Source organism: Actinomadura sp. SCN-SB (assembly GCF_043906805.1).
Classification (GTDB): Bacteria; Actinomycetota; Actinomycetes; order Streptosporangiales; family Streptosporangiaceae; genus Spirillospora.
In genome coordinates this window covers 25844-38476 of record NZ_JBIMPP010000073.1, presented here as the reverse complement: position 1 = coordinate 38476, position 12633 = coordinate 25844, and the positions used below count along the sequence as shown (strand labels likewise).

Below are 12633 nucleotides of genomic sequence, written 5' to 3'. Positions count from 1 at the left end.
TGGTATCCGAATCGTCCGATTTGTCAAAGTTCGTCCGATTCGGCAGCCCTCGCAGCATCAACCGCACGGATCGTCTCCGTGCCATCGACTCAGGAGGGATCCCCCGGGTCGGCCGCCTCTCGGCGTCCCGCTCCCCTTGGGGCAGGTAAGAGATTAGGTCGACCCCGTCACAGCGTCAAATCCGCGTCCGCACCCCATGAACTCGCAGGTGAAGGGCCGTTTTCGGGCGCTGAAACAGACTCGGGCACGGGCCTTGTGACCGCACTGTTACCAGATTCCGGCGATCTTTTTCCTGGACGGCCCCGGCGAACGCGCCGGAACCCGGTCGAAGTCGACCCGGCTCCCACGTCACGCCAAGCCCTGGGCATCGCGACGCCGCGCAGGTCAAGGCGTACCTCGGCTCCCCGCTTCAGGCCGGACGGCATCGGTGGGCCGGCTCACAGGCGCCGTAGTCACCAAGCTCTCCGTCCGTTCTCAGCCGCTCGTGTACCACCAGCCTCTGGATGCTTCTCGTGACATCGAGTCGTTGTCGTGCGGCCGACGCCCCGACGGCCGTCGCAGTACGCCGCCATGGAGGACGGCCCCGGTTGACGAACGCGTGATCGCGACCGGGCACCGCAGCTACCCCCTGGCTGAGCGCGCGGGCATGGATGGCAGGCCGATCGGGGTGCCCCGATGCCTCGGGCCGGGATCGGCTACACCGATCCCGGCCCGGGGCGTGTCGTCTTCCTCCTCGGCGGCCGGTGCCGCGCCGGGGACGGCGTCCCCACGTTGTCAGGGACGCGTCACCTCGATGCCGCCCACGTTGCGCTTGCCTCGGCGCAGGACGAGGAACCGGCCGTGGAGGAGGTCTTCGGCCGTCGGGACGGCGTCCTCCGACTCGACCTTGACGTTGTTCACGTACGCGCCGCCCTGGCTGATGGTGCGCCTGGCCTCGGACTTGCTCTTGCACAGGCCGGACGCGGCGAGCAGGTCGGCCACCGGCGGCAGGTCGCCCGGGGGGACCTCGGCTCGGGGCACCTCGGACAGGGCCGCAGCCAGGGTCCGTTCGTCCAGCTCGGCCAGGGCGCCCTGGCCGAACAGGGCGCGGGACGCGGCGATCACGCGGGCGGTCTCGTCGGCGCCGTGGACGAGGGTGGTGACCTCCTCGGCCAGGGCGCGCTGCGGGATGCGGGCGGCGGGACGGTCCATGCCCTGCTTGACCAGGTCCTCGATCTCCTCCCGCGGCCTGAAGGAGAAGACCTTGAGGTAGCGTTCCACGTCGCGGTCGTCGGCGTTGAGCCAGAACTGGTAAAAGGCGTACGGCGTGGTCAGCTCGGGGTCGAGCCAGTACGTCTCGCCGCCGGCGGTCTTGCCGAACTTGGTGCCGTCGGCCTTGGTGAGCAGCGGGGTGGTGAGGGCGTGCGCGGACCCGCCCTCGACGCGCCTGATCAGGTCCACCCCCGCGGTCAGGTTGCCCCACTGGTCGCTGCCGCCGGTCTGCAGGACGCAGCCGTACCGCCGGTACAGCTCGAGGAAGTCCATGGCCTGGAGGAGGACGTAGCTGAACTCGGTGTAGCTCATCCCGGTCTCAAGGCGGCTCCGGACGGTCTCCCGGGCCAGCATGCGGTTCACCGGGAAGTGCTTGCCGATGTCGCGCAGGAACGCGATGGCCGACAGGGAGCCGGTCCATTCGAGGTTGCTGACCATGGTGGCCGCGTTGGGGGCGTCACCGAAGTCCAGGTAGCGGGACACCTGGACGCGGATCCGCTCGACCCAGCCGGCGACGGTCTCCTCGGAGTTCAGCGTCCGCTCGGCGCTCTTGCCGCTGGGGTCGCCGATCAGCCCGGTGGCGCCGCCGACCAGCCCGATCGGGCGGTGCCCGGCCTGCTGGAAGCGGCGCAGGACGAGGATCTGGATGAGGTTGCCGAGGTGCAGCGAGGGCGCCGTGGGGTCGAAGCCGCAATAGAGCGTGACCGGTCCCGCGGCGAGCCGTGCCCGCAGTTCGTCCAGGTCGGTGGACTGCGCGATCAGGTCGCGCCACGCGAGATCCTCAAGGATGTCGGTCACGTTCTCCCTCGTCTCTCCTTCGGCTCAGGTGCCACTGGTGATGCCTTCACAACCAGGGTGCCCGATGGCTCGCCGTTCACGGTAACGGTAGTCACCGGCCGAACATGAAGTACCGGGACGGCACGAAGATCTCGTGTCCGGAGGTGAACCGGGCGCGGACGCCGTCCCGTTCCCGGATGGCCTCCCGCAGGACGGGCCGGTCGCCGCCGCTCCAGGACAGGCGCACGACATGCCCGTAGGTGAAGTCGGGAGACCTGCCGGTGTACAGGCTGTACCGCTTCACGCTGCCGAGGAGCAGGCTGCGTTCCCGGACGATCCCGGTGTCGTGGGTGCCGCCGTCGGCGTAGGTGATCGTGGCGGGCTGCCGATGCCGGTCGAGTTGCTCGAACCGGGACAGCGCCCGGTCCAGCAGCGCGGCCACGGCCACGACGAGCACCCGGAGGGTCACCGCGATCGCCAGAACGCGGCGCCTGGTCATGATCGGTCTCCGTCCCCGCGTGAGCCGCCGGACGCCGCGGGTCTGCGCTTGCGGGGGACGTGGGGACGGTACGGGGAGACGGTCGGGTCTCCGTCGATCCAGAACCGCCAGGGGGTGTCCTTGCCCCCGTTCACGCCCGTCCGGGGCCCGGTCCGGATGAGGGACGGGTCGGCGGGCTCTCCCGGTGTGATGCGCAGGGGACCGGTGGGCGAGCACACGTCCAGGCCGTTCTGCTCCCGGGCGATGCCCAGCGCCATGCACAGCCGTGCGGGGCCGCGCGCCAGGTCGCGGTCGGTGGAGCGGGGCCGCCGTGCACGGGCGGTCTCCTTCCCCGCGACGATCTCGCCCGCGCGCAGCAGGACGGCGGAGGCCGTGCCGTCCGGCCCGCAGACGAGGTTGACGCAGTAGTGCATGCCGTAGGTGAAGTACACGTAGGCGTGCCCAGGGGGTCCGAACATCACGGCGGTGCGAGGGGTGAGTCCCCGGTAGGCGTGCGAGGCCGGGTCGAGGGGACCCGCGTACGCCTCGACCTCGGTGAGGCGCACCGCGACGCCCTCGTGGACGAACACCCGTCCGAGCAGGTCCGGGGCCACCTCCTCGACGGGACGGTCGAAGAAGTCCCGCGGCAGCGGTTCGGGTGGATCCGCCGTCATCCCCTCATCCCCCGCTCAGAGGCCGGTGCCGTTGTTCTCGGAGCCCGCGGCCCAGGCGGCGTGCCCGTCCACGAGGCCGCGCAGCTCGGCGATCTGCTCGCGGACGCGGTCGGGAGCGGTGCCTCCGTGCGCCTTGCGGGACGCCAGCGCGCCCTGCACGTTGAGGACCTCGCGCACGTCCGGGGTCAGGTGCGGCGACACGTTGAGCAGTTCGTCGTCGGTGAGGTCGTCGAAGTCCTTGTCGTTGACCTGGCACCAGACGACGAGGTGACCGACGACCTCGTGCGCGTCCCGGAACGCCACGCCGCGCCGGACCAGCAGCTCGGCGAGGTCGGTGGCGAGCGCGAAGCCGTCGGGCGCGGACGCCTCAAGGCGCTCGGTGTTCACCCGCATGGTGGCGACCAGCCCGGACATGGCGGGCAGGACGAGCAGCAGCGTCTCGACGGCGTCGAACGCGCCCTCCTTGTCCTCCTGGAGGTCGCGGTTGTAGGTGAGCGGCAGTCCCTTCAGCGTGGTCAGCAGCCCGACCAGGTGGCCGATGAGCCGCCCGGCCTTGCCGCGGGCCAGCTCGGCGACGTCCGGGTTCTTCTTCTGCGGCATGATCGACGACCCGGTGGCGTAGGTGTCGTCCATCTCGATCCACCGGAACTCCTGGGACGCCCAGAGGCAGATCTCCTCGCCGAGCCGGGACAGGTGGACGCCGGTCAGCGCGGCGGCGAAGAGGAACTCGGCGACGAAGTCGCGGTCGGCGACGGCGTCCATGGAGTTCGGCGCGGCCGAGTCGAAGCCCAGCTCGGCGGCGGTGGCCTGCGGGTCGAGCGGCAGGGACGAGCCGGCCAGCGCGCCCGAGCCCAGCGGGGACACCGCGGCGCGCCGGTCCCAGTCGCGCAGCCGGTCGATGTCGCGGGTGAGCGGCTGGACGTGGGCGAGGAGCTGGTGGGAGAAGAGCACGGGCTGGGCGTGCTGCAGATGGGTCATGCCGGGGGCGGCGACGCCGAGGTTGTGCTCGGCCTGGGTGATCAGCGCGGTCTCCAGCTCGACCAGCCGCGACACGATCTGCCGGACGTGGTCGCGCAGGTAGAGCCGCAGGTCGGTGGCGACCTGGTCGTTGCGGCTGCGGCCGGCGCGCAGCTTGCCGCCCAGGGCGCCGAGCCGTTCCAGCAGGCCGCGTTCCAGGGCGGTGTGCACGTCCTCGTCGGCGGCGGTGGGACGGAACGCGCCGGACCGGCACGCCTCCTCCAGGTCGTCCAGGGCACCGAGCATGCGCTCCAGCTCGTCGGCGGTGAGCAGCCCCGCCCGGTGGAGCACGCGGGCGTGGGCGCGCGAGCCCATCAGGTCGTAGGGGGCGAGCCGCCAGTCGAACTGGACGCTCACCGAGAGCCGCGCGAGCGCGTCCGACGGGCCGCCCTCGAACCGGCCGCCCCACAGTCGCGTCGGTGCCTTGGTCACGTGGATTCCTCTTCTTTCCCACCGTCGGGGGTCGTCCGGGCATGCCACCGCGGGCCTTCCGGCATGGGCCGGCCGGAAGGCCGCGCGCGATGTGCCCCTTACGGTACTGCCACCGGCGTGCGCACCGGCAACGGACGGCGGGGACCCCGCGTCCGGGCCGCCCGGGCGCACGCGGCCGCGGTCAGAGCGCCTGCTCGCGGTCCCGCATGGCGGCGATCTTGCTGGGCAGGCTCCACAGCTCGACGAAGCCCTTGGCCAGGCTCTGGTCGAAGGTGTCGCCGGTGTCGTAGGTGGCCAGGTCGTAGCTGTAGAGGGACGAGCCGGAGCGCCGTCCCGTCACCACGGCGCGGCCGCCGTGCAGGGTCATCCGGATGTCGCCCGAGACGTGCTTCTGGGCGTCGGCGATGAAGGCGTCCAGGGACTCCTTGAGCGGCGAGAACCACAGGCCGTCGTACACCAGCTCGCCCCAGCGCTGGTCCACCGACCGCTTGAAGCGGGCCAGGTCGCGCTCGACGGTGACGTTCTCCAGCTCCATGTGCGCGGTGATCAGCGCGATCGCGGCGGGCGCCTCGTACACCTCGCGGCTCTTGATGCCGACCAGCCGGTCCTCGACCATGTCGATGCGGCCGACGCCCTGCGCCCCGGCGCGCCGGTTGAGCTCGGCGACGATCTGGTACGGGGTGAGGCGGCGGCCGTCCAGCGCGACCGGGACCCCGGCCTCGAAGGTGATGATCACCTCGTCGGGCTCGCGGGGCGCGGCCGGGTCGGAGGTGTAGTCGTAGACGTCCTCGATGGGGCCGTTCCAGACGTCCTCCAGGAAGCCGGTCTCGATGGCGCGGCCCCACAGGTTCTGGTCGATGGAGTACGGCGACTTGGCCGACACGTCGATCGGCAGGCCCTTCTCCTCGGCGAAGGCGATGGCCTTGTCCCGCGTCCAGGCGAAGTCCCGCGCGGGGGCGATCACCTTGAGCTCGGGGTGCAGGGCGGACAGGCCGGCCTCGAACCGGACCTGGTCGTTGCCCTTGCCGGTGCAGCCGTGGGAGACCGCGGTGCCGCCGAACTCCTTGGCGGCGGCCACCAGATGCTTGACGATCAGCGGCCGGGACAGCGCGGACACCAGCGGGTAGCGGTCCATGTAGAGGGCGTTGGCGCGCAGTGCCGGGACGCAGAAGTCGGCGGCGAACTCCTCCTTGGCGTCCACCACGACGGCCTCGACGGCGCCGCAGGCCAGGGCCCGCTTGCGGATGGTGTCCAGGTCCTCGCCGCCCTGGCCGACGTCGACGGCCACGGCGATGACCTCGCCACCGGTCTGCTCGGCCAGGAACGGGATGGCGACGGAGGTGTCCAGGCCCCCCGAATAGGCGAGTACGACACGCTCGCTCATGCTGTTCGGTCTCCTCTGGAAAGAATGCGGGATGTCGGATGGACGGCTGGTCACGGGGCCTGTGCGGTACCGCCGCCAGGCCCCTGGCTTCGTCGTTCGCGGCCGGCGGCCAGCCTGAGCAGGGCCTGCGCCAGCTCCTCCCCGCCGTCCGGGCTGCGGGCGATCACCAGGATCGAGTCGTCGCCCGCGACCGTGCCCAGCACCGAGGGCCACTCGGCGTGGTCGATGGCCGAGGCCAGGTACTGCGCGGCGCCCGGCGGGGTGCGGACCATGACCAGGTTCGCCGACGCCTCCGCCGAGACCAGCAGCTCGGCGGCCAGCCGGCCGAGCCGCCCGGTGAACGACTCGGTGTCCCCGCCGGTGCGGGCCCGCCGGATCCGCTCGCCGCCCTCCCCCGGGACGGCGTAGATCAGGCTGCCGTCGTCGGCGCGGAGCCGGACCGCCCCGATCTCCACCAGGTCACGCGAGAGCGTGGCCTGGGTCACCTCGACGCCCTCGTCGGCCAGCAGCTTGGCCAGCTCGGCCTGGGAGTGGACGGGGTGACGCGTCAGGATGTCCACGACCTTGGCCAGCCGCGCCGCCTTGGTCATCGGGATGCTCATGGGACGACCCCTCCGCCACGGTGGGGTCCTTCGCCGTGCCCGGTCATGACAGCAGCCATGTGAGGAGGGCCTTCTGGGCGTGCAGGCGGTTCTCGGCCTCGTCCCAGACCAGGCTGCGCGGGCCGTCCAGCACGGCGGCGGAGATCTCCTTGCCGCGGTAGGCGGGCAGGCAGTGCAGGACGACCGCCTCGGAGTCGGCCTGGGCCAGCAGCGCCTCGTCGACGCGGTACGGCTCGTACAGGGCGGTGTCCTTGCCCTCCTGGCCCATCGACACCCACGTGTCGGTGGCCAGGACGTCGGCGCCGGCCGCGGCCCGCTTGGGATCGGAGGTGACGGTGACCGAGCCGCCGGTGGACGCGGCGATCTCCTCGGCGCGGGCGACGACGGCGGGGTCGGGCGGCAGCTCCTCGGGGGCGCCGATCCGGACGTGCATCCCGGCGGTGGCGCAGCCCAGCAGGTAGGAGTGGGCCATGTTGTTGGCGCCGTCGCCGAAGTAGGCGAAGGTGACGCCGGCGAGGTCGCCCTTGGCCTCCCGTACCGTCTGCAGGTCGGCCAGCACCTGGCAGGGGTGGAACTCGTCGGTGAGCGCGTTGATCACCGGGACGGTGGTGCCGTCGGCCATCTCCTCGATCCGCGACTGCCCGGCCGTGCGCCACACGATCGCGGCGGCCTGCCGTTCCAGCACGCGGGCGGTGTCGGCGATGGTCTCGCCGCGCCCGAGCTGGCTGGTGCCGGCGTCCAGGACGAGGGCGTGCCCGCCCAGCTCGGCGATGGCGACGGCGAAGGACACCCGGGTGCGGGTGGACGGCTTGTCGAACAGCACCGCCACGGTCTTGGGGCCGTCGAGGGGACGCTTGGCGAACCGGTCCCGTTTGAGGGCGGCGGCCAGGTCCAGCACCTCGGCCTGCTCGGCGGGCGCCAGATCGTCGTCCCGGAGGAAGTGCCTGGTCATGAAGTCTCCTTCCGGCCGGCGTCCTCGGCCGCCGTGTCCAGGATGGCGGGGAGGGCGTCCACGAACGCCCGCGCCTGCTCGTGGGTGAGGACGAGGGGAGGCGCGAGCCGTACCGCGTCCGGCTGGACGGCGTTCACCAGGAACCCGGCGTCGCGGGCGGCGGCCTCGACCGTCGCCGCCCGGTCGCCCGTCAGCACCAGCGCCCGCCACAGGCCGCGTCCCCGGACGCCGTCCAGCAGCGGGTGGTCGATGGCGGTGATCCCCGCGGCCAGCCGTTCCCCCACCTCGGCGGCGTGGTCGAGCAGGCCCTCCCCGGCGATGGTGTCCAGCACGGCCAGGGCCGCCGCGGCGGCGACCGGGTTGCCGCCGAAGGTGCTGCCGTGATCGCCCTTGGCGAAGATCGTGCCGTGCGGGCCGAACGCGACGCACGCGCCGATCGGCAGCCCGCCGCCCAGCCCCTTGGCCAGCGTCAGGATGTCGGGGGTGGCGGTGCCCAGCTCGTGCTGGAAGGCGAACCAGGCTCCGGTCCGCCCGATCGCCGACTGGATCTCATCGGCCACCAGCAGCGCGCCGGTGGCGTCGCACACCTGCCGGGCCGCCGCGAAGTACCCCTCGGGCAGCGGGACGACCCCGGCCTCGCCCTGCGTGGGCTCCAGGAACACCGCCGCGCAGTCCTCGGTCACCGCGGCCTTGAGCGCGTCCGCGTCCCCGTACGGGACGAACCGCACGTCCCGAGCGAAGGGGCCGAACGGCTCGCGGATGGACGCCTTGCCGGTCAGCGACAGCGCGCCCAGGCTCCGGCCGTGGAAGCCGTTCTCGGCCGCGACGAGGTACGAGCGGCCGGTGGCCTTGCCGTACTTGATCGCGAGCTTGAGCGCGGCCTCGTTGGCCTCGGTGCCGCTGTTGGCCAGGAACACCCTGGCCTCGGCGTCCAGCAGGTCCAGCAGGCGCTCCGCCAGCAGCACCTCGGGCTCGTTCAGGAACAGGTTCGAGGTGTGCGCGATGCCCGCGACCTGCGACGACACCGCCCGGACCAGCGCCGGGTGGCCGTGCCCCAGGCTGCTGACCGCGATGCCGGCGATCAGGTCGAGGTAGGCGTTGCCGTCGGCGTCCCAGACGCGGCAGCCCTCGCCGCGCACCAGCGGCAGCGGCGGCACGCCGTAGTTGGGCATGAACGCGGCCTCGAACCGCTTTCTCAGGTCGTCGTTACCACTGGTCATGGGGTGGTCTCCTCGGCGTCGGCGGGGGTGGCGCCACCGAGGGCGGCGGGCAGCACCATCGTCCCGACGCCCTCATCGGTGAAGATCTCCAGCAGCAGCGCGTGCGGCACGCGGCCGTCCAGCACGTGCGCCTGCGGCACGCCGCCGCGCACCGCGCGCAGGCACGCCTCCATCTTCGGGACCATGCCCGAGGACAGGCCCGGCAGCAGCTCGGCCAGCTCGTCGGTGGTCAGGCTGTCGATCACGTCGTCGGAGTGGGGCCAGTCCGCGTACAGGCCCTCCACGTCGGTGAGGACGACCAGCTTCTCCGCGTCCAGCGCGACCGCCAGGGCCGCGGCGGCGGTGTCGGCGTTGACGTTGTAGACCTCGCCGTCGTCGCCGCGCGCCACGCTGGAGACCACCGGGATCCGGCCGTCGTCCAGCAGCGCCTTCACCGCGCCGACCTGCACCTCGACGATCTCGCCGACCTGGCCGATGTCGACCGGCTCGCCGTCCACCATCGCCCGCTTGCGCTCGGCGGTGAACAGGTTGGCGTCCTCGCCCGACATCCCGACCGCGAACGGGCCGTGCCGGTTGACCAGGCCGACCACGTCCCGTCCGACCTGGCCGACCAGCACCATCCGGACGACCTCCATCGCCTCGGGCGTGGTCACCCGCAGCCCGGCGGTGAAGCTGGACTCGATCCCGGCGCGGTCCAGCGCCGCGTTGATCTGCGGGCCGCCGCCGTGCACGATCACCGGCCGCAGTCCCGCGTACCGCAGGAACACGATGTCCTCGGCGAACGAGGAGCGCAGCGCCTCGTCCGTCATCGCGTGCCCGCCGTACTTGATCACGACGGTCCTGCCGTGGAACCGCTCCAGCCACGGCAGCGCCTCGATCAGCGTGGCGGCCTTCTCCAGGGCGCGCTTCCTCCGCTCAGAGCCGGTCATGGCGCCCGTCATGTCGAGTACGCCGAGTTCTCGTGGACGTAGTCGGCCGTCAGGTCGGTCGTCCAGACCGTGGCGCTGTGCGGGCCGGCGGACAGGTCGACGGTGATGGTGACGTCGCGGGGACGGAGGTCGACCTTGTCGCGGTCGTCGCCGATCGAGCCGTCGCGGCAGACCCAGACGCCGTTGATGGCGACGTTGAGCTGGTCGGGCTCGAAGACCGCGCCGGTGGTGCCGACCGCGGCCAGCACCCGGCCCCAGTTGGGGTCCTCGCCGTGGATGGCGCACTTGAGCAGGTTGTTGCGGGCGATGGCGCGGCCCGCCTCGACCGCGTCGTCCTCGCTGTCGGCGCCGACGACCTCGATGGTGATGGCCTTGGCCGCGCCCTCGGCGTCCACCAGGAGCTGGCGGGTGAGGTCGGCGGCGACCTCGGTGAGCAGCGCGGTGAACGCGGCCTCGTCCGGGGTGACGCCGGACGCGCCGGAGGCCATCAGCAGGACGGTGTCGTTGGTGGACAGGCAGCCGTCGGAGTCCAGCCGGTCGAAGGTGACGCGGGTGGCGGCGCGCAGGGCGCGGTCGAGCGCGGCGGCGTCCAGGTCCGCGTCGGTGGTGATCACGCAGAGCATGGTGGCCAGGGACGGGGCCAGCATGCCCGCGCCCTTGGCCATCGCGCCGATCCGGTAGCCGCCCTCGCCCTGCCGGAAGGCGATCTTGGCGACGGTGTCGGTGGTGCGGATCGCGTCGGCGGCGGCCAGCCCGCCGTCGCCGCGCGACAGCTCGGCGCCCGCGGTCTCGACCCCGGCCAGCAGCGCGTCCAGGGGCAGCCGCTCGCCGATCAGCCCGGTGGAGCAGACCGCGATCTCCCCGGCCGAGTCGTCCAGCACGGCGGCGGCCTTCTCGGCGGTGGCGTGGGTGTCCTGGAAGCCCTCCGAGCCGGTGCAGGCGTTGGCGCCGCCGGAGTTGAGCACCACGGCGCGCAGCCTGCCGCCCTTGAGCACCTGCTCGGACCACAGCACCGGCGCGGCCTTCACGCGGTTGCGGGTGAAGACGCCGGCGGCGGCGCGGGACGGCCCGTCGTTGACGACCAGTGCCAGGTCGCGGGCACCGCCGCCCTTCAGTCCTGCGACGACGCCGGCGGCGCGGAAGCCCTGTGGGGCCGTGACGCTCATGGGGACACTCCGATCGTGGTGAGACCGAGTTGCTCGGGGAGGCCGAGGGCGAGGTTGGCGCTCTGGACGGCGCCGCCCGCGGTGCCCTTGGTGAGGTTGTCGATGGCGACGACCACGACGGCGCGCCCGGCCCGCGCGTCGTGGGCGACCTGGACCAGCGCGGTGTTCGCGCCGAGCGTCATGGACGTGGCGGGCCACCGGCCCTCGGGCAGCAGCGAGACGAACGGCTCGCCGTCGTAGGCCAGCCCGTAGGCGTCCCGGAGGGTCTGCAGGGTGACGCCGGGCAGGACCTTGGCCGTGCAGGTGGCCAGGATGCCCCGGCTCATGGGCGCCAGTGTGGGGGTGAACGAGACGGTGACCTGCTTGCCGGCGACCCGGCTGAGGTTCTGGACCATCTCCGGGGTGTGCCGGTGGACGCCGCCGACCCCGTACGCGGACATCGAGCCCATGACCTCGCTGCCCAGCAGGTGCGGCTTGAGGGCGCGGCCCGCTCCGGACGTGCCGGACGCGGCGACGACGACCACGTCGGGCTCGACCAGCCCGGCGGCGAACGCGGGGAACATCGCCAGCGTCACGGCCGTCGGGTAGCAGCCGGGCACCGCGACGCGCTTGGTGCCCATCAGGGCCTCCCGCTGGCCGGGGAGCTCGGGCAGCCCGTACGGCCAGGTGCCGGCGTGCGGGGTGCCGTAGAAGGCGGTCCAGTCGGCGGGGTCGGCGAGCCGGAAGTCGGCGCCGCAGTCGACGACCAGGACGTCCTCGCCCAGCCGCTCGGCCAGCGGCCCGGACTGCCCGTGCGGCAGCGCGAGGAAGACCGCGTCGTGCCCGGCCAGGGTCTCCGGGGTGGTCTCCTCAAGGACACGCCCCGTCAGGGGGCGAAGCTGCGGCTGGAGCGTTCCGAGTTCGGCGCCGGCGTTGGAGCCCGCCGTGAGGGTGCCGATCTCGAACTCGGGGTGGCCGGCGAGGAGGCGCAGCACCTCGCCCCCGGCGTATCCGCTGGCGCCGGCGACCGCCACCTTGATGCCCATGTGTCCCGCCCTCCCCAGGTCAGTAAGCAAGATTATGCATGACCTTGAAAGAGTATTCAACGCGGGTGCCGTCCCGAAGCGCTTCGCCGACTAATCATTTGACAGCGAAATATTCGAGGGCTCAGGATGTCGGCCATGGACGACCGGGAGTTCGGCTTCGGGGACCTGACGGCCCTCGGCCCGATGGAGGACTGGCCCATCGGCCGCCTGTTCCTCGCCGCGGCCCGGCTCTCCGGGCCGGTCATGTGGCGGCGGATCGAGCGGCACGGGATCAGCCCCGCGGGGTTCTTCCTGCTGCGCGCGCTGGCCGGCGACGACTGCCTGCGCGCCGGTGACCTCGCCAAACGGCTGATGATCTCCCCCGCCACGGTCACCTCGGTGGTGGACACCCTGGAACGCAACGGCCATGTGGAACGGCAGCGCGACCGGCGCGACCGGCGGGCGGTGGTGGTGCGGATCACCGAGTCCGGGCTCGCCCTGGTGAAGGTCACCGGGGAGACGATGGCCGACGACCTCTGGGACATGTACGAGGTCGTCGACGAGGAGGACGAGCCCGCCGTCCGCCGCTTCCTGATCCGGCTGATCGAGCGCTTCGGCTCGGCCCAGAGCGGCAGGCCCCCCGGCGAAGCGACCACGCGCCCCGGAGACTCCACGTCCGCTCCCACGTCCCCGGGTCCCCGCGACACCCCCGAAGGGCGGGGCGACCCGATGACGACATCGTGAGAG

General features: G+C 72.5%; 12 protein-coding genes. 1 reads left to right on the top strand and 11 read right to left on the bottom strand.

Features of this window, described 5'->3' with window-relative positions; genetic code table 11:
• Positions 1 to 774 precede the first annotated feature (774 nt).
• The 11 genes from tyrS to argC form a co-directional block, all read right to left on the bottom strand.
• On the bottom strand, positions 775 to 2049 hold the full coding sequence (tyrS, locus tag ACGWYJ_RS32785; RefSeq protein ID WP_395110318.1) for a tyrosine--tRNA ligase: 1275 nt from the start codon (positions 2047 to 2049) through the stop codon (positions 775 to 777).
• 91 nt (positions 2050 to 2140) lie between these two features.
• The gene (locus ACGWYJ_RS32780) at positions 2141 to 2527 is read right to left on the bottom strand and encodes a hypothetical protein (RefSeq protein ID WP_395110317.1); all 387 of its coding nucleotides are present in this window, start codon (positions 2525 to 2527) and stop codon (positions 2141 to 2143) included.
• Positions 2524 to 3180: a DNA-3-methyladenine glycosylase gene (locus ACGWYJ_RS32775; RefSeq protein WP_395110316.1), complete on the bottom strand. Its 657-nt coding sequence runs from the start codon at positions 3178 to 3180 to the stop codon at positions 2524 to 2526. The genes ACGWYJ_RS32780 and ACGWYJ_RS32775 overlap by 4 nt, the downstream gene beginning before the upstream one ends.
• 15 nt (positions 3181 to 3195) lie before the next feature.
• Entirely contained in the window at positions 3196 to 4629 is a 1434-nt protein-coding gene (gene argH / locus ACGWYJ_RS32770) for an argininosuccinate lyase (protein WP_395110315.1), read from the bottom strand.
• A gap of 181 nt (positions 4630 to 4810) precedes the next feature.
• Positions 4811 to 6013, bottom strand: coding sequence for an argininosuccinate synthase (locus ACGWYJ_RS32765; RefSeq protein ID WP_285698419.1), 1203 nt, complete (start codon positions 6011 to 6013; stop codon positions 4811 to 4813).
• Positions 6014 to 6063: 50 nt separating this feature from the next.
• Complete coding sequence (locus tag ACGWYJ_RS32760) at positions 6064 to 6615, bottom strand: arginine repressor (RefSeq protein ID WP_285698417.1); 552 nt, start codon at positions 6613 to 6615, stop codon at positions 6064 to 6066.
• A 43-nt stretch (positions 6616 to 6658) separates the two neighbouring features.
• Positions 6659 to 7567: an ornithine carbamoyltransferase gene (argF, locus tag ACGWYJ_RS32755; protein WP_395110314.1), complete on the bottom strand. Its 909-nt coding sequence runs from the start codon at positions 7565 to 7567 to the stop codon at positions 6659 to 6661.
• Positions 7564 to 8787, bottom strand: a complete 1224-nt coding sequence (locus ACGWYJ_RS32750) for an acetylornithine transaminase (RefSeq protein ID WP_395110313.1) — start codon at positions 8785 to 8787, stop codon at positions 7564 to 7566. Before ACGWYJ_RS32750 ends, argF begins: the two co-directional genes overlap by 4 nt.
• Positions 8784 to 9716, bottom strand: a complete 933-nt coding sequence (argB, locus tag ACGWYJ_RS32745; RefSeq protein ID WP_395110312.1) for an acetylglutamate kinase — start codon at positions 9714 to 9716, stop codon at positions 8784 to 8786. Before argB ends, ACGWYJ_RS32750 begins: the two co-directional genes overlap by 4 nt.
• Positions 9717 to 9724: 8 nt before the next feature.
• Positions 9725 to 10882, bottom strand: coding sequence for a bifunctional glutamate N-acetyltransferase/amino-acid acetyltransferase ArgJ (gene argJ, locus ACGWYJ_RS32740; protein WP_395110311.1), 1158 nt, complete (start codon positions 10880 to 10882; stop codon positions 9725 to 9727).
• Positions 10879 to 11907 carry an N-acetyl-gamma-glutamyl-phosphate reductase gene (argC, locus tag ACGWYJ_RS32735; protein WP_395110310.1) on the bottom strand — a complete coding sequence of 343 codons (1029 nt, stop codon included), beginning with the start codon at positions 11905 to 11907 and terminating at the stop codon, positions 10879 to 10881. Before argC ends, argJ begins: the two co-directional genes overlap by 4 nt.
• 135 nt (positions 11908 to 12042) lie before the next feature.
• Between argC and ACGWYJ_RS32730 the strand changes: the two genes are divergently transcribed.
• Positions 12043 to 12630, top strand: coding sequence for a MarR family winged helix-turn-helix transcriptional regulator (locus ACGWYJ_RS32730; RefSeq protein ID WP_395110309.1), 588 nt, complete (start codon positions 12043 to 12045; stop codon positions 12628 to 12630).
• The last annotated feature ends 3 nt before the right edge of the window (positions 12631 to 12633 follow it).

Excerpts from the sequence above, each read along its gene's own strand:
- ACGWYJ_RS32780 (WP_395110317.1), bottom strand. The coding sequence starts at position 2,527 with ATGACCAGGCGCCGCGTTCTGGCGATCGCGGTGACCCTCCGGGTGCTC.
- ACGWYJ_RS32775 (WP_395110316.1), bottom strand. The coding sequence starts at position 3,180 with ATGACGGCGGATCCACCCGAACCGCTGCCGCGGGACTTCTTCGACCGT.
- ACGWYJ_RS32765 (WP_285698419.1), bottom strand. The coding sequence starts at position 6,013 with ATGAGCGAGCGTGTCGTACTCGCCTATTCGGGGGGCCTGGACACCTCC.
- ACGWYJ_RS32760 (WP_285698417.1), bottom strand. The coding sequence starts at position 6,615 with ATGAGCATCCCGATGACCAAGGCGGCGCGGCTGGCCAAGGTCGTGGAC.
- argF (WP_395110314.1), bottom strand. The coding sequence starts at position 7,567 with ATGACCAGGCACTTCCTCCGGGACGACGATCTGGCGCCCGCCGAGCAG.
- ACGWYJ_RS32750 (WP_395110313.1), bottom strand. The coding sequence starts at position 8,787 with ATGACCAGTGGTAACGACGACCTGAGAAAGCGGTTCGAGGCCGCGTTC.
- argB (WP_395110312.1), bottom strand. The coding sequence starts at position 9,716 with ATGACCGGCTCTGAGCGGAGGAAGCGCGCCCTGGAGAAGGCCGCCACG.
- argJ (WP_395110311.1), bottom strand. The coding sequence starts at position 10,882 with ATGAGCGTCACGGCCCCACAGGGCTTCCGCGCCGCCGGCGTCGTCGCA.
- argC (WP_395110310.1), bottom strand. The coding sequence starts at position 11,907 with ATGGGCATCAAGGTGGCGGTCGCCGGCGCCAGCGGATACGCCGGGGGC.
- ACGWYJ_RS32730 (WP_395110309.1), top strand. The coding sequence starts at position 12,043 with ATGGACGACCGGGAGTTCGGCTTCGGGGACCTGACGGCCCTCGGCCCG.